Source organism: Pseudomonas sp. N-137 (assembly GCF_034555295.1).
GTDB classification, from domain to species: domain Bacteria; phylum Pseudomonadota; class Gammaproteobacteria; order Pseudomonadales; family Pseudomonadaceae; genus Aquipseudomonas; species Aquipseudomonas rhizophila.
The window spans coordinates 1-18,797 of sequence record NZ_JAXUDQ010000009.1 but is presented as its reverse complement, the minus strand read 5'-3'; the positions used below and the strand labels follow the sequence as shown (position 1 = coordinate 18,797).

Here is an 18,797-nt window from a genome sequence, read left to right as displayed (position 1 = left end):
GGTGGGCCAGACGACATCGATGTCGGCTGCGACTCAGTCATCGCGAGCAGGCTCGCTCCCACAGGGGAACAGGTTCACTTCAGTAGCTGCGCCAACCCCTTCTGAAACCACCGTGACCCGAGTGCTGACGATGAACACAGAATTTCGCAAACCGCTGCCCGGCACTTCGCTGGATTATTTCGACGTTCGCGGGGCCGTGGATGCCATCCGGCCTGGCGCTTACGATGGCCTGCCGTATACCTCCAGGGTGCTGGCGGAAAACCTGGTGCGTCGCTGCGACCCGGCGACGCTGGGCGAGTCGCTGCTGCAACTGATCGAGCGCAAGCGCGACCTGGATTTCCCGTGGTTCCCGGCTCGAGTGGTGTGCCATGACATCCTCGGCCAGACCGCCCTGGTGGACCTGGCTGGCCTGCGCGACGCCATCGCCCTGCAAGGCGGTGACCCGGCGCAGGTCAACCCGGTGGTACCGACCCAACTGATCGTTGACCATTCCCTGGCGGTGGAAAGCGGCGGTTCCGACCCCCAGGCGTTCGCCAAGAACCGCGCCATCGAAGACCGGCGCAACGAAGACCGCTTTCACTTCATCAACTGGACCAAGAAAGCCTTCAAGAACGTCGACGTGATTCCGCCGGGCAACGGGATCATGCACCAGATCAACCTGGAAAAAATGTCACCGGTGATCCAGCAGCGTGACGGCGTGGCGTTCCCCGATACCTGCGTGGGCACTGACAGCCACACCCCCCACGTCGATGCCTTGGGCGTGATCGCCATCGGCGTTGGCGGCCTGGAAGCCGAAAGCGTGATGTTGGGGCGTGCCTCGTGGATGCGCCTGCCGGAAATCATTGGCGTCGAGCTGACCGGCAGGCTGCAACCGGGCATCACCGCCACCGACATGGTGCTGGCGCTGACCGAATTCCTGCGCAAACAAAAAGTCGTCGGTGCCTGGCTGGAGTTTTTCGGTGAAGGCGCCAGCGCCCTGACCTTGGGCGACCGCGCGACCATTTCCAACATGGCCCCGGAATACGGCGCCACGGCGGCGATGTTCTACATCGACCAACAGACTATCGATTACCTGAAGCTCACCGGCCGCGAAGACCAGCAGGTTCAACTGGTCGAGACTTACGCCAAGCAGGCAGGCCTGTGGGCCGACACGCTCAAGGGCGCGCAATACGAGCGCGGCTTGACCTTTGATCTGTCGTCGGTGGTGCGCAACATGGCTGGTCCCAGCAACCCCCACGCCCGCGTCGCGGTGTCGGATCTGGCCGCCAAAGGTATCTCCGGTCAGTGGGACGATGTGCCCGGGCAAATGCCCGACGGCGCCGTGATCATCGCCGCCATCACCAGTTGCACCAACACCAGCAACCCACGCAACGTGATCGCTGCCGGCCTGCTGGCGCGCAACGCTAATCGCCTAGGCCTGACCCGCAAGCCATGGGTCAAGTCGTCCCTGGCGCCGGGGTCGAAAACCGTGGCGCTGTACCTGGATGAAGCCGGTCTGACCAAAGAGCTGGAGCAATTGGGTTTTGGTGTCGTGGCCTTCGCCTGCACCACCTGCAATGGCATGTCCGGTGCGCTGGACCCGCTGATCCAGCAGGAAATCATCGACCGCGACCTGTACGCCACGGCCGTGTTGTCGGGCAACCGCAACTTCGACGGGCGCATCCATCCGTACGCCAAACAGGCGTTCCTTGCCTCGCCGCCGCTGGTGGTCGCTTATGCCATCGCCGGGACCATCCGCTTCGACATCGAGAAGGATGTGCTGGGCGTGGTGGACGGTCGCGAGATCCGCCTCAAGGACATCTGGCCGAGCGACGAAGAAATCGATGCGGTGGTCAAGGCCTCGGTGAAGCCGGAGCAGTTCCGTCAGGTGTACATCCCGATGTTCGCCATCCAGGAGGACACCGGGCCAAAAGTGACGCCGCTGTATGACTGGCGCCCGCAAAGCACCTATATCCGTCGCCCGCCGTATTGGGAAGGAGCGCTGGCCGGTGCGCGGCCGCTCAAGGGCATGCGTCCGCTGGCGGTGCTGCCGGACAACATCACCACCGATCACCTGTCGCCGTCCAACGCCATCATGCTCGACAGTGCCGCTGGCGAATACCTGGCGAAAATGGGCCTGCCGGAAGAAGATTTCAACTCTTACGCAACCCATCGGGGCGACCATTTGACCGCCCAGCGTGCGACCTTCGCCAACCCGAAACTGTTCAACGAGATGGTCCTGGAAAACGGCAAGGTCAAGCAGGGTTCTCTGGCCCGGGTCGAGCCGGAAGGCCAGGTCATGCGCATGTGGGAAGCCATCGAAACCTACATGGAGCGCAAGCAGCCGCTGATCATCATCGCCGGTGCCGACTACGGCCAGGGTTCGTCCCGGGACTGGGCGGCCAAGGGCGTGCGCCTGGCCGGTGTCGAGGCGATTGCCGCTGAAGGTTTCGAGCGTATCCACCGCACCAATCTGGTGGGGATGGGGGTGTTGCCGCTGGAGTTCCAGCCGGGCACCGATCGCAAGACCCTGGGCATCGACGGCAGCGAGGTCTATGACGTGATCGGCGAGCGCACCCCGCGTGCGACGCTGACCCTGGTCATCACCCGCAAGAACGGCGAGCGCGTCGAAGTGCCGGTGACCTGCCGTCTCGATACCGCCGAAGAAGTGTCGATCTACGAAGCCGGCGGCGTATTGCAGCGCTTTGCCCAGGACTTCCTGGAATCGGCGGTTGCCGTCTAAATCACAGCAGCGGGCACCCTTGCGGGCCCGCTTGAGGAGCATCATGGCTCACGCACCGCAAATCAGAATCCCCGCCACTTACATGCGTGGTGGCACCAGCAAAGGCGTGTTCTTCAGCTTGCAGGACCTGCCCGAAGCGGCCCGCGTTCCCGGCTCGGTCCGGGATGCTTTGCTGCTGCGGGTGATCGGCAGCCCCGATCCATACGAGAAGCAGATCGATGGCATGGGCGGCGCGACGTCGAGCACCAGCAAGACCGTGATCCTGTCCAAGAGCACCCGAGCCGATCACGATGTCGATTACCTGTTCGGTCAGGTGTCCATCGACAAGCCGTTCGTGGACTGGAGCGGCAACTGCGGCAACCTGTCGGCGGCGGTCGGTTCATTCGCCATCAGCAGTGGTTTGGTGGACGCCAGTCGCATCCCACAAAACGGCGTGGCCGTGGTGCGGATCTGGCAAGCCAATATCAGCAAGACCATCATCGCCCATGTGCCGATCACCGACGGCGCGGTGCAGGAAACCGGTGACTTCGAGCTCGACGGCGTGACCTTTCCGGCGGCTGAAGTGCAACTGGAATTCATGGACCCGGCGGCCGAGGAGGAGGGCGGTGGCGGCTCGATGTTTCCCACCGGCAACCTGGTGGACGACCTTGAGGTGCCTGGTGTTGGTACCTTCAAGGCGACCCTGATCAACGCCGGCATCCCGACGATCTTCATCAATGCCCGGGACGTTGGTTATACCGGCACCGAATTGCAGGGCGCCATCAATGGCGATCCCAAGGCCCTGGCCATGTTCGAAACCATCCGTGCCCACGGCGCCTTGCGCATGGGCCTGATTCAGCATCTGGACGAAGCCGCCCAGCGCCAGCACACGCCGAAGGTGGCGTTTGTCGCACCGCCGGCGGACTACCTCTCCTCCAGCGGTAAAGCCGTGACGACGCGGGACGTCGACTTGCTGGTGCGAGCACTGTCCATGGGCAAACTGCACCACGCGATGATGGGCACCGCGGCGGTCGCCATCGGCACGGCGGCGGCGATCAGCGGCACGCTGGTGAACCTGGCGGCCGGCGGCATCGACCGCACCGCTGTGCGCTTCGGCCATCCCTCCGGCACCCTGCGCGTCGGCGCTGAGGCCAGCCAGGTCAATGGCGAATGGACCGTGAAAAAAGCCATCATGAGCCGCAGCGCGCGGGTATTGATGGAAGGGTTTGTGCGGGTACCGGGGGATGTTCTGAACTGACACTTGACCCAGGCAAACCCGTGGTGAACGCGGCGTCTGCGAGCATCCGCGATCAAAACTGTGGGAGCGAGCCTGCTCGCGATAGCGATGGTACAGCCCGCAAAGAGGTTGGATGTGCCGGCCTCATCGCGAGCAGGCTCGCTCCCACAGTGGATTTGTGGTGAGCACAGAATCTGCGAACATCCGCGATTGAACCTGTGGGAGCGAGCCTGCTCGCGATGAGGCCGGCACAGTCAGCATTGATGTCGCCTGATCCACCGCTATCGCGAGCAAGCCCGCTCCCACAGGGGCGCGCATTCCTGCAGTCAGCCCCCTGTCAACGCCGTGACGACCAGGTTCACATTGCTCTCCAGCTCCGCCACCGGGTCGGCGGCGTCGGTGCTCAGGACCAGTAACTGACTGCCGCCCTCAGTGATGGCCGCTTTCACGGCATCCGCGGGCTGACGATGATGCAGCACCCGCTTCACGTCGTTGTCTTTCAACGTGGCGGTCAATTGCTTGAGGGCTTCGGGTGTCCATTCGGCGTCGGGCCGGGCATCGGTGCTGATCCCGTCCAGATTCAAGCCGCTGATCAAGTAGCCAAAATGCTCGCTCAGGCTGACCACGCTCAGGTTGTCGGCACTGGCCAGGCGCTTTTCACTCTCGGCGCTGAGCTTGAGCAGGCGTTGCTTGAGCGCCGCCAGGTTGGCGTCGATCTTCGGTTTGGCCGTCGGTGCCAGGCGCACCAGGTCGGCGGCGATGACATCGGCCATCCGTCCCAGGTTATGGCTGGCCATCCACGGTTGGCTCGCCAGGCCATCGACCGATCCCGGTTGCACGGCGATGCCGGGCAGGGCGCCGTCCACCGGGCGGGCGGCATCGACTTCGACGATGCGGATGTTGCTGCGGCGGGCCATGGGGTACAGCGGATCATCCGGCCACAACGAACGCAGCCCGATCACCGCGTCGGCATCGCTGGCCAGCTTGCTCAGGGCCGGCGCGCCACGGCCGCTGAAGTAGGCATTCTGGCGCGTACCGGGCAGATTGGCCGGCGCGGCGCGCTCCAGGCTGACATCGGTGCCCTTGAGCAACGCTTCACCCAAGCCGTAGGTGACCGGCAACGAAGCAAGCAGGCGCACCGGTGTGCCTTCGGCGGCGAAAGAAGGGCTGTTTACCAGGCCGCACAGGGCCACGGCCAATGCCAGTTGTCGCAATGAAAAAACCATTTATCCAAGATTCCCTTTGAGGCTGGGGACAACACCCCGGGCAATGGCGGCCAGGGCAAATGCGATGCCGGCCACCAGAATGATCGCGGCACCGGACGGGATCGGCAGGTCGAAGACAATCGGTGCGAGAATCCCGCACAGGGTGCTGACGGTTGCGATCAGCACGGAGCACCAGAAAAACCCTTTCAACGACTGGCTGAGCAGACGCGCCGCAGCCGCCGGAATCACCAGCAAGGCCCCCACCAGAATCGCGCCGATGACCTTTACCGCCGCCACGGTGATCAGCGTCACCAACACCACGAACAGGTAATCCAGCGTCTTGACCGCCACCCCGCGCACCGCCGCCAGTTGCGGGTTGAAACTGGCGAGCATGATGCGGTTGTACAGCGGCAACGCCAAAGCCATCACCAGTGAACCGACCACCGCCAGCACCAGCAGGTCATTGCCATTGACCGTCAGCACCGAGCCGAACAGCACGTTTTCCAGAATGTGCACGTTGATCTTGCCCGCCAGGATCAGCAGCAGGCTGGCGCCCAGGGCCAGGGACACCGAGAGGAAAACGCCGATCAGCGTGTCCGGTGCCAGGCCGGTGCGGTTGCGCAGGTAATTGAGCAGGATGCCGAACAGCAGGCAATAGCCGAACAGGCTGCCGTAGGGCCCGGTGTAGGGTTCGCCGAGCAGGATGCCGACCGCCACGCCGGTCAGCGCCGCGTGGCCCACGGCTTCAGAGAAAAACGCGAAGCGCTTGACCACCACCAGGGTGCCGAGGCCACCCAGCACCGGGCCGATCAGCAGCCCGGCCAGCAACGCATTGACCACAAACCCGTAAGCCAGCGCTTCGGGCAGATAGCCGGACGACGCCCAACCCTGGACCATCAAACGAAAGGCTTCGTAACTCATCAGGCGGCGCTCCCGTTCGGGCGTGGATGGGTGGAAAACAGCGTCAGCAAGCGCTCCGGCGTCAGGGTCTGGCGCGGCGGGCCATCGAACAGCACGCGGCGGTTCAGGCCGGTGACGCGGTCAGCCAGGCGCCCGACGGCTTCCAGGTCATGTTCGATCCACAGCACCGTGATGCCGGCCTGGCGCCAGTCTCGCAGCAGGTGTTCAAACACCTGGACGCCGGCCTCGTCCAGCGCCGACATCGGTTCATCCAGCACCAGCAGTTGCGGCGCAGGAATCAGCCCCTGGGCCAACAACACCCGCTGGCGTTCACCGCCGGACAGCGCGCCCATGCGACGCTTGCGTTTGTCCTGCATGCCGACCCGTTCCAGGGCCTGGCCGATAGCGCCGACGTAATGCTTGCTCAGGCCGAGAAAGGCCGGCCGGCGTTGGCACATCGCTGCCATGAAATCATCCACGGTCATAGGCAGGCCGCGGTCGAATTCCAAGGCTTGGGGCACATAGCCGATGACACCGGGCTCACCCGGCCATTGCAGGCTCAAGCGTCCCAGGTGGGGCATCTGCCCGAGCAAGGTCTTGATCAGCGAACTCTTGCCTCCGCCGTTCGGACCCACCAGCGCATGAATGCTGCCCGGCTGCACCTGGAAGGCCACCGCATCGAGAATCGTGGTGCGGCCCAGGTTCAGGCTGACATCGTCGAACTCGATCAAGGGGCCGACGTGTTGCAAGGTGAGCGTTTCCTGGACAGTCATGCGCCGGACTCCTGAATGGCCCGGACCACGGTGTCGAGGTTGCCGGTCATTTCCTTTTCGTACTTCTCGGCGCTGTAGTCGCCGTAGGAAATGTGCGAGAGCGGGTACAGTTTGACCCCCGACTCCCGCTGGATGGTGTCGACGTAGGTGGACGGAAAGTCCATCTCCGAGAAGATCACTTTCACGTCCAGTTCGCGCAGTTGGTCGATGGTCTTCTTCAACTGGCTCGGGCTTGGCTCGATGCCATGGGCCGGCTCGACCACGGCGGTGACCTCCAGGCCGAATTCGCGCAGCAGATAATCGTAGGCGGCGTGGACCGTGGCGACCCGCAACTCGGCATTGGGGGCCTGGGTCAACTTTGCCAGGGCCGCGGCACGCATTTGTCGCAGGCGCTTGCCATAGGCGCGGGCGTTCTGGGTGTATGCCTTGGCGTTGTCCGGATCAAGCTTGCCCAGCTCCCGGGCGATGCTATTGACCTGGGCAATGGAGGCGCTGATGGACAGGAAGGTATGCGGGTTCACGACCTTGCCGGCGCCCCGGGCGGCGATCCCGGTGGCAGCCAGCAGCGGTACGTTTTCATTGGCTTCGATCACGTTCACGTTCGGGGTTTCGCTGGCGGCGATCATCCGGTCGGCGAAATCGTCATGACCCACACCGTTGAGCACGATCACATCGAGCCCACTGATGCGCTTGATGTCCTCGGCACGAGGTTCGTAGGCGTGGGGGTTGAAGCCGGCCGGGATCAGCGGCACCACTTCGGCCTTGTCGCCGACGATGTTGGCCACGTAGCTGTAATAAGGATGCAGGGTGATGCCAATACGCAGGCGCTTGGCCGCTTCGGCGCTGGCCAGTGGTGTGAACAGACAGGCGAGCAGGCCGATCAGCAGGCCCAGCAAAGGGCGGCGTTGAAATGCAATAGACATGGGCAAACGGTCTTCTCTCGAATGAGGACGTGGGGTCAGTGCCGGTGCTGGCGGGTTACGCCGGCGTCGAACTGCGCGACGATCTGCTTCCAGCCGGCGGCGGACAAAGCGGTGTCGTCCAGATCGCTGGAGACGGCGACGCTGTTGCCGCGATTGAGCCAGATGTCCGGAGCGGCGTCGGATGCTTCGCCGATGCGCATCAGAAACGAACCGGCGACGGATGGATTTGCACTGGCGCCGAAGTAGGCCCGGTTCTCCACCTGCCGCCAGACATGTCCGCCTCGGCTGACGGAACTGGCGTCCTGAGCGAACGGGGCAAAGCCCTCTTCGGCCAGGATTTGCGGGGTGGGTAGGGACTGTTGCTCTTCGCGTAGCAGACGGATCTCATCCAGGGTCACCCGCAGGTCGGCATAGATGCCTTGCTCGGCAGCGCTGAGATCGCGGCGGGCGTCAACTTGATGGGCAGGCACCTCGCTGACGTCATGGGTTTCGCCGTGCCAGGCCACCACCGATCCGGCCACCAGAATGATGATCAGGCACAGCAGCAACACATACAGGGTTTCATGGCCGGCGCCGGCGGGACGGATCACTTGGGTGGTGGGATTGCTCATGGGGCCTCGATATCGGCTTGGTCGATTTCCACCACGTGGCCGGGGCCGGCGTCGAAGAGTACGTAGAACTCGGCGTTGGGCTTCTTGAATGTCAGCGTCGAATCGGCGCCGAGCTTGCCCGGCACCAGGATGGTTTCGTCGTAGCCGATCACATCCAGGGTCACGCCGGGCGCGCCACTGCCGTCGGAAAAACCGCCGGTGCACTGGATCTGCTCGGCGTCGATGGCCTTGCATTCACACATCGGGTTATGGGCCAGGGCGTTGCTGCTGGCACCTGCGCAGAACAGCAGCACCAGGCTGTTGAGATAGCCGCGGGCAGTCATGGTTGGGCTCCTTGGGTTTTCAGCCAGGCGATGGTGGCCGGCGAGGCCTGGCTCAGGGGTATGGAAGCCTGGTGCATCGAGCCGTCCCAGCCTTCAAGGGTGATCCACAGTTCGGCGTCGAGCCGGGTCTTTTGCGGCACCGGCAACAAGGCGCCCATGCGATAGGGCGAGCCGAAGAAAATCACCCCGGCGGCCCGCAGGCTGCGAGGTTTGCCGATACGCAGATAAGTAGCCTTGACCTGGCTGATGCAGCTTTGGCACAGCGCGGCGTTGAAGTGCTTCATATGGCCTGCCGGTCCATCGAGACGTGGCGCTTCGTCGCGAAACTCTGCAAGGCGCAGGCTCCAGGGGCCGACCTGGACTTCACCGACCTCCCGCTCACCCAGCCCGGCATCACCGCGGAACAACGCGGCTTCGGAGAAGTACTTGGGCATGAAACCCAGTGGGATCAGCAATAGCAGCACGTTGAGGTGAAAGCGCCATTTTTGCCAGAACACACTTAAACGCGATGGCTGCGCGGTGGTGGACGGGGTCACAGGTTGCCCTCCGGCGATTCACGGTGGATGGACGGCTGCAACAACGGCGCAGTTCGAGCTTGCCGGGAAGGTTTTTGGCTGCGCTTGAAGGCATTCGCGGTAGCCAGGGCGGTGCGTTTGGTCCAGATCAGCAGTCCGCTGAGGACCATCATGCTCATGATCAAACCGAAGAAGAACCAGATGAGCTTGATCCAGAGGCCGCCGAAGTCCCCGGTGTGCAACGGACGCATGGATTCGGTGACGAATTCCAGCGCTGTGCGGTCCGACAGCAGTCGCGAGGCGGCTACCTCACCGTTATAGGGATTGATGGTGGCGGTCTGGAACATCAGCGGATACCAACCACGTCCACCGATTTCCAAGTGGCTGTAAGCGTTGCCGGGCAGGCTGACGAAGCTGGTTTCCAGGCCAGGGATTTGCTGGCGGGCGATTTCAATCGCGCGGTCCAGGTTCAGTTGTGATGGCGCGGTACCGTCGGCTGACAGTGGGACACTTTCACGTGATACCACCGGAATGACCGGTGCGCTGGAAATGGAAATCTGGTTGTCCGACAGCAACGCCTCGATCAGGAACCAGGTGCCGGTAATGGAAATGACCGCGATGAACCAGATCGACCAGATGCCGCTGAGCCTGTGGAAATCGCCCCAGAAAATGCGTGCGCCGTGGCGGATCCGCAGGGTCGGACGGAAAAACCCCTTCCAGAAACGCTTGTAGACCACCAGCCCGGTCACCAGGGATGCCAGCAGCGGCAGGCCGAGGAGTGACACCAGGTACCATCCCCAGCTGTAACCATTGGTGAACGGTACCAGCCACCAGCCATGCAGGGCACGGGTAAAACCTCTGAAATTGAACGTCGGCGCCGAGCCCTGGACGATGCCGCTGTATGGGTTGACGTAGATCTTGTCGGGGCGCCCGTCGGGGTAGGTCACGCCGACCTCCAGGGCAAAATGCGACTCATCCGGGCGTACGATGCTCTGCACCTGGGTTTGCGGCTGGGCTTGCTTGATGGCGGCGACGACCTGGTCGTAGCTGAGCAGCGCTGCGTCGTCCGAGGGTTTGCTGGCGCGCATCTCGGGATTGACCAGCCAGACGATCTCCTGGCTGACCACCGCCAGCGTGCCGGTGACGCAAACGATGAGGACGAAAAACCAGATGGGCAGTGCCAGCCAGCTATGAACCAGAAACCAGAGTTTGGAGCGGGATTTCTTCGACATGGTTTGAACGTCTTGATTCGATGAAAGGCTCGGTATTACGGGCTTCGTAATCCCCTGAACCCTGAAAAGCCGGTCGTGGCTTTTGCCGACGCGACCTGCTGCATCTAATTAAGACGAACGAGCAATGGAAATCCTGAAGCGAAAGATGAAAGAAAATGTTTCGCGTTTGCGAACCGGATGTATTTCCCATCCTGGCTCCAGCAAATCGGCGGGGCGGAAAATGTAAAAAAACTGCGGCAAGGGGATGGGGCCCCTCGCCACAAGAGCAGGTTGGCCGTCAGCCCTGCTGTTGAAACATCTCCCTGGCCCGCTGTTCAATCTGTTCCTGAGTCAGATCCTCCTTGTGCGTAGCCAGAAACCACACATGCCCAAAGGGGTCTTTCAAGGTGCCGCTGCGATCACCATAGAACTGATCCTTGACCTCGGAAATCACCGTGCCACCAGCGGCAATCGCTTGGGCGAATGCTTTGTCCACATCTTCGACATAGAGGTGCAGGCCTACCGGCACCGATTGTTCGGGGTTACGCAACGGCCCTTGATCACAAGGCGTGCCGAGCATGATCGGGCAATCGCCAATCCGCAGCTCGGCATGACCGACGCCCCCGTCCGGCATGTCCAGGCGCATGACCTCGGTGGCATTGAAGGCTTTTTTGTAGAACTCGATGGCTTCAGCGGCTTTTTGAATGCCCAGGTAGGGCGTGATGCTATGGAAACCTTCAGGAATGGCTTTGACACCCATGACGTTTCTCCTTGTTGTTATGGGGAGGCGAAGAGGGCCTCGCCGATTTGCGCCCATCCACTATAGGACAGCGACTTGGGGGCGGCGCATGACCCGACGAACGTTTCACGGCGCGTCCAGCAGATGCGCTCCCGGCCCGCGCTTGCCCAACACATCGCCCTGGTTGCGCAGCGGGCAACCTTCCATCGACAGGCAGCCGCAACCGATGCAGCCGTTGAGTCGATCGCGCAGCGCGATCAAGTGGTTGATGCGCTGATCCAGCTCGCGGCTCCACTGGGCTGAGAGGATCTTCCAGTCGTTCGCCGTTGGGGCGCGGTCGTCGGGCAAGGTTCTCAAGGCGCTGCCGATTTCGGCCAACGGAATGCCAAGGCCTTGGGCGACCTTGATCAGCGCCACACGTCGCAACACTTCCCGTGGATAGCGGCGTTGGTTGCCCTGGTTACGATTACTTTTGATCAGCCCCTTGGATTCATAGAAGTGCAGGGCGGTGACGGCCACGCCACTGCGGGCGGCCACTTGGCCGACGGTGAGTTCCTTGTGGACGTTTATCTGTGTCATCGCCTGCATTCTCTGCTTGACCTTGAGTTAACTAGAGGTTTTACCCTGCACGCCATCGGACCGCAAGATCCGCCCTACGTACAGCGAGGACCTTTCATGCAATCACCAAGGAACAATCAGAGTTTTACCCAGTTGATGGAGTTCGACATCGAACCTCAATGGCAACAGGCGCTGGTGACGGCCCTGTCAGAGCAGACCGAGCGGCTGGCCCGGGGGCATGCAGGATTTCTGAGTGCCAGTATCCAGGTCAGCGAGGACGGACGACGGGTTCTCAACTATTTGCATTGGCAAAACCGCGAGGCGGGCGAAGCGGCGTTTCAGAGTTTCGAGCGTGGTGAGCAGGATTTCTGGCGGCTGATCCAGGCCCACAGGGCCAAGGCCGTGACATTCGGCTCGTTCCAGGTGTTGCGCAACATCGAACGCAGTGCCGACAACGCCCTGCATTGCCAGTTGGTCGGTTAAGCGCAGCGGACGATCCGAGCCAGCAATACCCACTATCAAACGGGTTGATTTCTGCCGCGTGAAGGCGGCGGGTAGCCTTTGTTCATCGCCCCACTTCAGAACATTGGATACTTGCCATGAATCGGACTTTTGCTGTTTTGCTGCTGTTAACGGCCACTGTGTTGAGCGGCTGCGCCTCTTCGTCGCCGGAGTTGCGCCCCTACACCGCCGAAGAAACCCGTGAACTGGCCCTTGAAGCCTTGAATCGCCGGGGCCTGTCGTTTGAGGAATATCACGCGAAAAAAGCCGAGTTGCTCGGTCCTTCGCAGAAAAACGTGGGTTTCGACGACCAGGGGCAAATGAGCGCCGAGCGAGCCATGAAGCGGTCTGGGCGGCCGAGCTGAGGACTGTACTGCTCGAAGTTTTGCCTAACTGTCCATGGGTTTGGCTCAGGACGTGGGGTAGGGTCATGACTTGACTGACCGTCCCATTGGATATGCCTGCCATGACCCTTTCGCTTGACCTGTTGCTGGGCTTCGCCCTGTTTGCCCTGGTGACCTCGATCACCCCCGGTCCCAACAACACCATGTTGCTGGCCTCGGGCGTCAATTTCGGTTTCAACCGCACGATTCCTCACATGCTGGGCATCACCTGCGGCTTCTTTTCCCTGGTGCTGGCGGTGGGGCTTGGCCTGGGCGCGGTGTTCCAGACCTACCCTCTGCTCTACACCGTACTGCGCTATGTAGGTGCGACCTACCTGTTGTACCTGGCGTGGAAAATCGCCCACTCCGGGCCGGTCTCTGAAAACCGGCCAGGGGACAGCACGCCCATCAGCTATTGGGGCGCGGCGGCGTTTCAGTGGGTCAATCCCAAGGCCTGGATCATGGCCATCGGCGCCATCAGCACCTACACGCCGCTTCAAGGTTATTTCTTCAATGTGCTGGTTATCGCTGCGGTGTTTGCCCTGATCAACCTGCCGAGCGTGAGCCTGTGGGTGGTGTGCGGCAGCCTGTTACGCAATCTTTTGCGTGATCGTCGCTGGCTGCGCCTGTTCAACTGGGGGATGGCGCTGTTATTGGTCGCCTCGTTGTATCCGTTGCTGCTCGAAAGCATCGGCTAAGGGCTGAGCTTGGGGCGGATGCCTGTTAAGCTCGCTGATCAGTCGCTGTGGTTGATATCCAGAGCCCTTGGTGCAAGCGAACAACACTATTTTACGAGCAGGAGAAACGATGAGTACCGAGCCTTTGACCCATGGACTGGTTCCCCAGCGCCTGGCCCGAATCCGCCAATTGATGAATCGCGAAGGCATTCACGCATTGCTGGTGCCATCGGCCGACCCGCATCTGTCGGAATACCTGCCGGGCTATTGGCAAGGACGGCAATGGCTGTCGGGGTTTCATGGCTCGGTTGGGACTCTGATCGTCACGGCGGACTTCGCGGGCGTCTGGGCGGACAGCCGTTATTGGGAGCAGGCCACCAAGGAGCTTGAAGGCAGCGGTATTGAACTGGTCAAGCTCATTCCCGGTCAGGCTGGCCCGCTGGATTGGCTGGCCGAACAGACGCCTGAAGGCGCAGCGGTGGCGGTTGATGGCGCGGTCATGGCTGTGGCCTCGGCCCGGACCCTGAGCGACAAGCTTCAGGCACGCGGGGCGCGGTTGCGCACCGACATGGATCTGCTCAAGGAGGCCTGGAGCGACCGCCCAAGCCTGCCGAGCCAACCGGTTTATGCCCATCTGCCGCCGCAGGCGACCGTCAGCCGGGTCGAGAAACTCGCCAAGCTGCGGGAAACCCTCAAGGAGCGCGGTGCCCAGTGGCATTTCATCGCCACGCTGGATGACATCGCCTGGCTGTTCAACTTGCGCGGTGCGGATGTGTCGTTCAACCCGGTATTCGTTTCCTTTGCCTTGATCAGCCAGCAACAGGCAACGCTGTTCGTGGCCCTGGATAAGGTCGATGCGTCGCTGCGTGCCGTTCTTGAACAGGACGGCGTGACGCTGCGTGATTACAGCGAAGCGGCGGCCGCATTGCGGGAAGTGCCCAGTGGCGCGAGCCTGCAGATCGATCCGGCGCGGGTCACGGTCGGTTTGCTGGATAATCTGGACAGTGGCGTGAAGCTGGTCGAGGGACTCAACCCTACGACGCTGGCCAAGTCTCGCAAAAGCCTGGCCGACGCCGAGCACATTCGTCGGGCCATGGAGCAGGACGGTGCGGCGCTTTGCGAGTTCTTTGCCTGGCTGGAAAGCGCCTGGGGTCGCGAGCGCATTACCGAACTGACCATCGATGAGCACCTGACCGCCGCCCGTACACGCCGGCCGGAATTTGTCTCACTGAGCTTCAATACCATTGCCGCGTTCAACGCCAACGGCGCGATGCCCCATTACCACGCCACGGAGCAAGCCCACGCGGTCATCGAGGGCGATGGCTTGCTGCTGATCGATTCTGGCGGCCAATACCTGGGTGGTACCACCGATATCACCCGTATGGTGCCAGTCGGAACGCCTACCGTGGAGCAGAAGCGGGATTGCACTCGCGTGCTCAAGGGCGTGATTGCCTTGTCTCGCGCCAAATTTCCACGGGGCATTCTGTCGCCCTTGCTGGACGCCATCGCTCGCGCGCCGATCTGGGCCGAGCAGGTGGACTACGGTCATGGCACTGGCCACGGCGTCGGTTACTTTCTCAACGTTCATGAAGGCCCGCAGGTGATTGCCTATCAGGCCGCCGCCGCGCCGCAAACAGCGATGCAGGCGGGCATGATCACCTCTATCGAACCGGGCACTTATCGTCCGGGCCGTTGGGGGGTACGCATCGAGAACCTGGTGTTGAATCGCGAGGCGGGGAGCAGCGAGTTCGGCGACTTCCTCGAGTTCGAAACCCTGACCCTGTGCCCGATCGACACGCGCTGCCTGGAGCCGTCCTTGCTGACCCAGGACGAAAAAGACTGGTTCAACGCCTACCATGCCGAGGTTCAGCGTCGATTGAGCCCGTTGCTGGAAGGCGACGCGCTGCAATGGCTGAACACGCGGACGCAGGCGATCTGATGTAAGGCATCAGCCCAGGGCTTCACGGACGAAGTCCAGCCGATCCTGGCCGAAGAACAGCTCGTCGCCGACGAACATGCTCGGGGCGCCGAACACGCCCCGTTTAATCGCTTCTTCGGTGGTGATCTTGAGTGCTTCCTTGACCTGCTCGTTGCTCGTCAGGGCCAGCACATGATCGGGATCAAAATGGCCTTGGTTCAAAACCTCGGCGACTGTTGCCGGGTCGTTGAGATTGCGGCCGTCCACCCACAGGGCGCGAAACAGGCAATCGATGAAGGCCTCGAATCGTTCGGGATGGTGCAGTTGCATGCCGGTCACGGCGCGCATCAGTAACAGCGTATTGATCGGGAAGTGCGGATTGAGCTTGAAGTCAACGCCGTAGCGGTTGGCGAAGCGATTCAAATCCTTGAATAGATAAGGCCCTTTGGCCGGCACGGTAACCGGTGACGCATTGCCGGTCGCCTTGAAGACGCCGCCAAGCAGCATCGGACGGTAGATCAACTGGCTGTTGGTTTGTGCGCACAGGGTCGGTAGTTGGGTATAGGCCAGGTAGGTGGTCGGGCTGCCGAGGTCGAAGAAAAACTCCACGGATTTGCTCATGGTATCTGCGCTCTTGTTATTGTGAGGGGGGGCGGTTTACCAGCGTTCGCTCCAGGGCCGCAGGTCTAGCTCGAAGGTCCAGGCGTCGCGGGGTTGGGTGTGCAGATACCAATAGTTGTCGGCGATGTGTTCGGGATTGAGAATGCCGTCCGCATCCTTGGTTGCATATTTTTCCGGAAAGTTATCGCGGATGAAGTCGGTGTCGATGGCGCCGTCCACCACCACATGGGCCACATGAATATTCATCGGGCCCAGTTCACGGGCCATGCTTTGGGCCAATGCGCGGATGCCATGTTTGGCCCCAGCGAAGGCGGCGAACCCTGAAGCCCCGCGCAGTCCTGCTGTGGCCCCGGTGAACAGAATCGTCCCGCGCTGGCGCGAGGCCATGCGTTTGGCCACTTCCCGAGCATTGAGGAAACCGGAAAAACAGGCCATCTCCCAAATCTTGAAATATTTGCGCGCGGTCTCTTCAAGGATGCTGCAGGGCACGTTGGCGCCGATGTTGAATACAAAGGCTTCAATCGGACCGATCTGGCTTTCGATTTGCTCGATCAGCACGACCACCTCGTCTTCCTTGCGCGCGTCACAGGCAAAACCATGCGCATCACCGCCCTGAGCCCGAATTGAATCGACCAATGGCGCGAGTTTGTCAGCGCTGCGGCGGGTAACACAGGCCACGAAACCTTCCTGCGCAAAACGTTTGGCTATTGCGCCTCCGGTGGCATCGCCTGCGCCAACAACCAGTACGACCTTCTTGTTATTCATGATTAGCCTCATTGGTAAACGATCGTTAGCTAAACGGACGTTATGCTAAGATCCGGCAAGCGTCAAGGTGGGCAATCAGAGGCCAGATATATGCGTTATTCAGCCAATCACAAATTGGAGACCCGAGAGAAACTGCTCGCCAGCAGTGCCATGTCCGCCAAGAAATCGGGGTTTTCCACTGTCGGTGTCGATGGCCTGATGAAGGCGATCGGCTTGAGCGGCGGGGCGTTCTACAGTCACTTCTCATCCAAGGATGAGCTTTTCAAGGCGATCGTCGAGCGAGAGTTGGCGCAAAGCCTGGAGCGCTTGAGCGGTGAGAAGGTTCTGGACTCACAAAAACTGGAGCGATGTCTCAAGCAGTACCTGAGCATGAGCCACGTCGAACAGCCGGAGGCGGGGTGTGCGCTGCCGGTGCTGGGCGCTGAGATCGCGCGGTCCGATGTGCAGGTGAGGGAGGCGGCGCAAACATGGATCTGTCGTTTGCATGAAAGCTGGGCGCGGATATTGGGAAGCGAAAGCCTGTCTTGGGCCATTCTGTCGCAATGCGTGGGCGCGTTGGTTGTCGCCCGCATGCTGGCCACGCCAGAGATCCAGCGTGAGGTCCTCAAGTCCAGTCATGATGAGATCAGTCGTCGAATAGCCCAGCAGCGGCCCGACTGACCCGCTGCCTATTTACAGATGACGATCATGCTGCGACTGGTATAGCCGGCGGGGTTGAGTCCGAAAGGATAATCCCCCGGCTCCTCGACAGCGTCGCCCGACTTTGCGATCACCCTGTAACCTTTGGGGGCGCATGAATTGGCGGCGCTGGCGGCGCATTGTTCCCAGGACGAGGACAAGCCGGAGCAGTTGATGTGCAAACCCTTTTTACCGCGTTTGACTTCAGTCTTTGTTGTCGCTGCGCAGCCCGCAATTGCAAGCACAACGATCAATATCAAAATTCGTTTCATTCCCGTCCTTATCACCGCCGCGGATCTTATGTCTGCTTGCGATTGTGTTCGCTTTTGCTTTAAGCGTTCGTGACGTCCTGTATGAAAATTCCATGTCTGACATTAGGTTACGGGCTAAACATGGCCTAAATGTGCGGTAAATACCAGAGCTTCGTTAAATCCTGCCTCAATCAACCGCGATGGCGGGCTTCGCGGCGCTACCCATCGTCAGCGTTGCGCCGACTGACGCCAGGATAATGCAGCCAATGGCGGCCCATTGAGCCAGGGATAAGTACTCCTGAAGAAACACCAGTCCTGAGAGCGCACCGAAGGCAGGTTCTATGCTCATGAGTGTGCCGAAAGTACGGGCTGGCATCCGTGTGAGGGAGATCATCTCCAGCGTGTAGGGCAGGGCAGTGGACAGAATGGCGACGCCAATGGCGATCGGAATCAGGCTCGGCGTCAGTAATGCGGCCCCTGCGTGGACGATGCCGATAGGCGCGACGAAGAGGGCCGCGATCATTACCCCCAGTGCGGCGGTTTGCACGCCGTTGTCCGCGCCGGCCTTCTGGCCAAACAGGATGTACAGTGCCCAGCAGAATCCCGCCCCCAGGGCATAACCGGCACCGACCAGGTCGATACCGCTGCTGGTGGCTCCGGTGGGTATCAATAGAAGCAGGCCGGTGATCGCCAGGGCAATCCAGAGAAAATCGATGGCTCGCCGCGAAGCGTAAATGGCAACCGCCAGAGGGCCGGTAAATTCCAGTGCCACGGCAATTCCCAGCGGAACCGTTTGCAGCGACATATAGAAAAGAAAGTTCATGCCGCCCAACGCCATCCCGTAGACGATCACGGTGCGCAGGGATTGAGCTGAGAGCTTGGCGCGCCATGGTCGCAGCAACAACAGCATGATGAGGCTGGCAAAGATAAGCCGCAGCGTCGTGGTGCCTTGTGCGCCCACAACCGGGAACATGCTTTTGGCAAGTGAAGCTCCCGACTGGATGGATGCCATGGCAATCAATAGAAGGGCGACCGGGTAAAGAGTGGTTGCCAGGCTGCGATGTGGGAGAGTCATTGCTAAGCGTCGTCCAAGATAAAAGCGGGGGAAGGCTGGTTTGCGCAATATACTGCGCAATCGCAGCGATTCCGTCTATATATAAGGAGGATTTCAGCGAGGTGCTTCTGGCTGGATAGAAAAATCAAATTAAGGGTTGACGGCAAATTCTGGACGTCTATAATTCGCCCCACTTCCGGCGCAGTCGAAACGAAAAACTCCTTGAGTTTCAATGAGTTAAACGATTTTAGGC

General features: G+C 61.2%; 21 protein-coding genes. 7 read left to right on the top strand and 14 right to left on the bottom strand.

The features are described from left to right. The first annotated feature begins 130 nt into the window (after positions 1-130). Positions 131-2,722: a Fe/S-dependent 2-methylisocitrate dehydratase AcnD gene (gene acnD / locus T3A99_RS08735; RefSeq protein ID WP_322834225.1), complete on the top strand. Its 2,592-nt coding sequence runs from the start codon at positions 131-133 to the stop codon at positions 2,720-2,722. Between the two features lie 43 nt (positions 2,723-2,765). Next, complete coding sequence (gene prpF / locus T3A99_RS08730; protein WP_076383863.1) at positions 2,766-3,959, top strand: 2-methylaconitate cis-trans isomerase PrpF; 1,194 nt, start codon at positions 2,766-2,768, stop codon at positions 3,957-3,959. Positions 3,960-4,264: 305 nt separating this feature from the next. Here prpF and T3A99_RS08725 read toward each other — a convergent pair whose 3' ends face one another. From T3A99_RS08725 to soxR, 10 genes are all read right to left on the bottom strand, one after another. Next, entirely contained in the window at positions 4,265-5,164 is a 900-nt protein-coding gene (locus T3A99_RS08725; protein ID WP_274090942.1) for a metal ABC transporter solute-binding protein, Zn/Mn family, read from the bottom strand. After that, positions 5,165-6,064 (bottom strand): metal ABC transporter permease, encoded by a 900-nt coding sequence (locus tag T3A99_RS08720; RefSeq protein WP_047228283.1) that lies wholly within the window; start codon positions 6,062-6,064, stop codon positions 5,165-5,167. Beyond that, a complete protein-coding gene (locus tag T3A99_RS08715) occupies positions 6,064-6,816 on the bottom strand; it encodes a metal ABC transporter ATP-binding protein (protein ID WP_322834224.1) in 753 nt (250 codons plus the stop codon). Before T3A99_RS08715 ends, T3A99_RS08720 begins: the two co-directional genes overlap by 1 nt. Continuing rightward, positions 6,813-7,739, bottom strand: a complete 927-nt coding sequence (locus tag T3A99_RS08710) for a metal ABC transporter substrate-binding protein (RefSeq protein ID WP_322834223.1) — start codon at positions 7,737-7,739, stop codon at positions 6,813-6,815. The genes T3A99_RS08715 and T3A99_RS08710 overlap by 4 nt, the downstream gene beginning before the upstream one ends. A 35-nt stretch (positions 7,740-7,774) precedes the next feature. Further along, positions 7,775-8,350 carry a DUF6162 family protein gene (locus T3A99_RS08705; protein ID WP_173406720.1) on the bottom strand — a complete coding sequence of 192 codons (576 nt, stop codon included), beginning with the start codon at positions 8,348-8,350 and terminating at the stop codon, positions 7,775-7,777. After that, positions 8,347-8,673 carry a hypothetical protein gene (locus tag T3A99_RS08700; protein WP_173406721.1) on the bottom strand — a complete coding sequence of 109 codons (327 nt, stop codon included), beginning with the start codon at positions 8,671-8,673 and terminating at the stop codon, positions 8,347-8,349. The genes T3A99_RS08705 and T3A99_RS08700 overlap by 4 nt, the downstream gene beginning before the upstream one ends. Further along, entirely contained in the window at positions 8,670-9,209 is a 540-nt protein-coding gene (locus T3A99_RS08695) for a hypothetical protein (RefSeq protein ID WP_047228288.1), read from the bottom strand. Before T3A99_RS08695 ends, T3A99_RS08700 begins: the two co-directional genes overlap by 4 nt. Then, positions 9,206-10,420, bottom strand: coding sequence for a PepSY-associated TM helix domain-containing protein (locus T3A99_RS08690; protein ID WP_047228289.1), 1,215 nt, complete (start codon positions 10,418-10,420; stop codon positions 9,206-9,208). The genes T3A99_RS08695 and T3A99_RS08690 overlap by 4 nt, the downstream gene beginning before the upstream one ends. Positions 10,421-10,697: 277 nt before the next feature. Next, entirely contained in the window at positions 10,698-11,159 is a 462-nt protein-coding gene (locus T3A99_RS08685; protein WP_047228290.1) for a VOC family protein, read from the bottom strand. Between the two features lie 105 nt (positions 11,160-11,264). Beyond that, positions 11,265-11,717 (bottom strand): redox-sensitive transcriptional activator SoxR, encoded by a 453-nt coding sequence (gene soxR / locus T3A99_RS08680; RefSeq protein ID WP_173406722.1) that lies wholly within the window; start codon positions 11,715-11,717, stop codon positions 11,265-11,267. A 96-nt stretch (positions 11,718-11,813) separates the two neighbouring features. Between soxR and T3A99_RS08675 the strand changes: the two genes are divergently transcribed. The 4 genes from T3A99_RS08675 (at position 11,814) to T3A99_RS08660 (ending at position 15,196) form a co-directional block, all read left to right on the top strand. Then, entirely contained in the window at positions 11,814-12,179 is a 366-nt protein-coding gene (locus tag T3A99_RS08675) for an antibiotic biosynthesis monooxygenase (protein ID WP_047228291.1), read from the top strand. 116 nt (positions 12,180-12,295) lie between these two features. Further along, positions 12,296-12,562: a hypothetical protein gene (locus tag T3A99_RS08670; protein WP_047228292.1), complete on the top strand. Its 267-nt coding sequence runs from the start codon at positions 12,296-12,298 to the stop codon at positions 12,560-12,562. Between the two features lie 101 nt (positions 12,563-12,663). After that, positions 12,664-13,278: a LysE family translocator gene (locus T3A99_RS08665; protein WP_076383868.1), complete on the top strand. Its 615-nt coding sequence runs from the start codon at positions 12,664-12,666 to the stop codon at positions 13,276-13,278. A 109-nt stretch (positions 13,279-13,387) separates the two neighbouring features. After that, positions 13,388-15,196 (top strand): aminopeptidase P family protein, encoded by a 1,809-nt coding sequence (locus T3A99_RS08660; protein WP_047228294.1) that lies wholly within the window; start codon positions 13,388-13,390, stop codon positions 15,194-15,196. A gap of 9 nt (positions 15,197-15,205) precedes the next feature. Here the strand turns inward: T3A99_RS08660 and T3A99_RS08655 are convergent, their stop codons facing one another. Together T3A99_RS08655 and T3A99_RS08650 are read right to left on the bottom strand one after the other, a co-directional pair. Further along, positions 15,206-15,796 carry a 2-hydroxychromene-2-carboxylate isomerase gene (locus T3A99_RS08655; protein ID WP_076383870.1) on the bottom strand — a complete coding sequence of 197 codons (591 nt, stop codon included), beginning with the start codon at positions 15,794-15,796 and terminating at the stop codon, positions 15,206-15,208. Positions 15,797-15,832: 36 nt separating this feature from the next. Continuing rightward, positions 15,833-16,561 carry an SDR family oxidoreductase gene (locus T3A99_RS08650; RefSeq protein ID WP_322834222.1) on the bottom strand — a complete coding sequence of 243 codons (729 nt, stop codon included), beginning with the start codon at positions 16,559-16,561 and terminating at the stop codon, positions 15,833-15,835. A gap of 90 nt (positions 16,562-16,651) precedes the next feature. Between T3A99_RS08650 and T3A99_RS08645 the strand changes: the two genes are divergently transcribed. Continuing rightward, a complete protein-coding gene (locus T3A99_RS08645) occupies positions 16,652-17,221 on the top strand; it encodes a TetR/AcrR family transcriptional regulator (protein WP_047228297.1) in 570 nt (189 codons plus the stop codon). Positions 17,222-17,229: 8 nt separating this feature from the next. Here the strand turns inward: T3A99_RS08645 and T3A99_RS08640 are convergent, their stop codons facing one another. Both T3A99_RS08640 and rhtA read right to left on the bottom strand, forming a co-directional pair. Then, positions 17,230-17,511 carry a hypothetical protein gene (locus T3A99_RS08640; protein WP_047228298.1) on the bottom strand — a complete coding sequence of 94 codons (282 nt, stop codon included), beginning with the start codon at positions 17,509-17,511 and terminating at the stop codon, positions 17,230-17,232. A gap of 166 nt (positions 17,512-17,677) precedes the next feature. Then, the gene (rhtA, locus tag T3A99_RS08635) at positions 17,678-18,565 is read right to left on the bottom strand and encodes a threonine/homoserine exporter RhtA (protein ID WP_076383873.1); all 888 of its coding nucleotides are present in this window, start codon (positions 18,563-18,565) and stop codon (positions 17,678-17,680) included. Between the last annotated feature and the right edge of the window lie 232 nt (positions 18,566-18,797).

Excerpts from the sequence above, each read along its gene's own strand:
- acnD (WP_322834225.1), top strand. The coding sequence starts at position 131 with ATGAACACAGAATTTCGCAAACCGCTGCCCGGCACTTCGCTGGATTAT.
- prpF (WP_076383863.1), top strand. The coding sequence starts at position 2,766 with ATGGCTCACGCACCGCAAATCAGAATCCCCGCCACTTACATGCGTGGT.
- T3A99_RS08725 (WP_274090942.1), bottom strand. The coding sequence starts at position 5,164 with ATGGTTTTTTCATTGCGACAACTGGCATTGGCCGTGGCCCTGTGCGGC.
- T3A99_RS08720 (WP_047228283.1), bottom strand. The coding sequence starts at position 6,064 with ATGAGTTACGAAGCCTTTCGTTTGATGGTCCAGGGTTGGGCGTCGTCC.
- T3A99_RS08715 (WP_322834224.1), bottom strand. The coding sequence starts at position 6,816 with ATGACTGTCCAGGAAACGCTCACCTTGCAACACGTCGGCCCCTTGATC.
- T3A99_RS08710 (WP_322834223.1), bottom strand. The coding sequence starts at position 7,739 with ATGTCTATTGCATTTCAACGCCGCCCTTTGCTGGGCCTGCTGATCGGC.
- T3A99_RS08705 (WP_173406720.1), bottom strand. The coding sequence starts at position 8,350 with ATGAGCAATCCCACCACCCAAGTGATCCGTCCCGCCGGCGCCGGCCAT.
- T3A99_RS08700 (WP_173406721.1), bottom strand. The coding sequence starts at position 8,673 with ATGACTGCCCGCGGCTATCTCAACAGCCTGGTGCTGCTGTTCTGCGCA.
- T3A99_RS08690 (WP_047228289.1), bottom strand. The coding sequence starts at position 10,420 with ATGTCGAAGAAATCCCGCTCCAAACTCTGGTTTCTGGTTCATAGCTGG.
- T3A99_RS08685 (WP_047228290.1), bottom strand. The coding sequence starts at position 11,159 with ATGGGTGTCAAAGCCATTCCTGAAGGTTTCCATAGCATCACGCCCTAC.
- soxR (WP_173406722.1), bottom strand. The coding sequence starts at position 11,717 with ATGACACAGATAAACGTCCACAAGGAACTCACCGTCGGCCAAGTGGCC.
- T3A99_RS08675 (WP_047228291.1), top strand. The coding sequence starts at position 11,814 with ATGCAATCACCAAGGAACAATCAGAGTTTTACCCAGTTGATGGAGTTC.
- T3A99_RS08670 (WP_047228292.1), top strand. The coding sequence starts at position 12,296 with ATGAATCGGACTTTTGCTGTTTTGCTGCTGTTAACGGCCACTGTGTTG.
- T3A99_RS08665 (WP_076383868.1), top strand. The coding sequence starts at position 12,664 with ATGACCCTTTCGCTTGACCTGTTGCTGGGCTTCGCCCTGTTTGCCCTG.
- T3A99_RS08660 (WP_047228294.1), top strand. The coding sequence starts at position 13,388 with ATGAGTACCGAGCCTTTGACCCATGGACTGGTTCCCCAGCGCCTGGCC.
- T3A99_RS08655 (WP_076383870.1), bottom strand. The coding sequence starts at position 15,796 with ATGAGCAAATCCGTGGAGTTTTTCTTCGACCTCGGCAGCCCGACCACC.
- T3A99_RS08650 (WP_322834222.1), bottom strand. The coding sequence starts at position 16,561 with ATGAATAACAAGAAGGTCGTACTGGTTGTTGGCGCAGGCGATGCCACC.
- T3A99_RS08645 (WP_047228297.1), top strand. The coding sequence starts at position 16,652 with ATGCGTTATTCAGCCAATCACAAATTGGAGACCCGAGAGAAACTGCTC.
- T3A99_RS08640 (WP_047228298.1), bottom strand. The coding sequence starts at position 17,511 with ATGAAACGAATTTTGATATTGATCGTTGTGCTTGCAATTGCGGGCTGC.
- rhtA (WP_076383873.1), bottom strand. The coding sequence starts at position 18,565 with ATGACTCTCCCACATCGCAGCCTGGCAACCACTCTTTACCCGGTCGCC.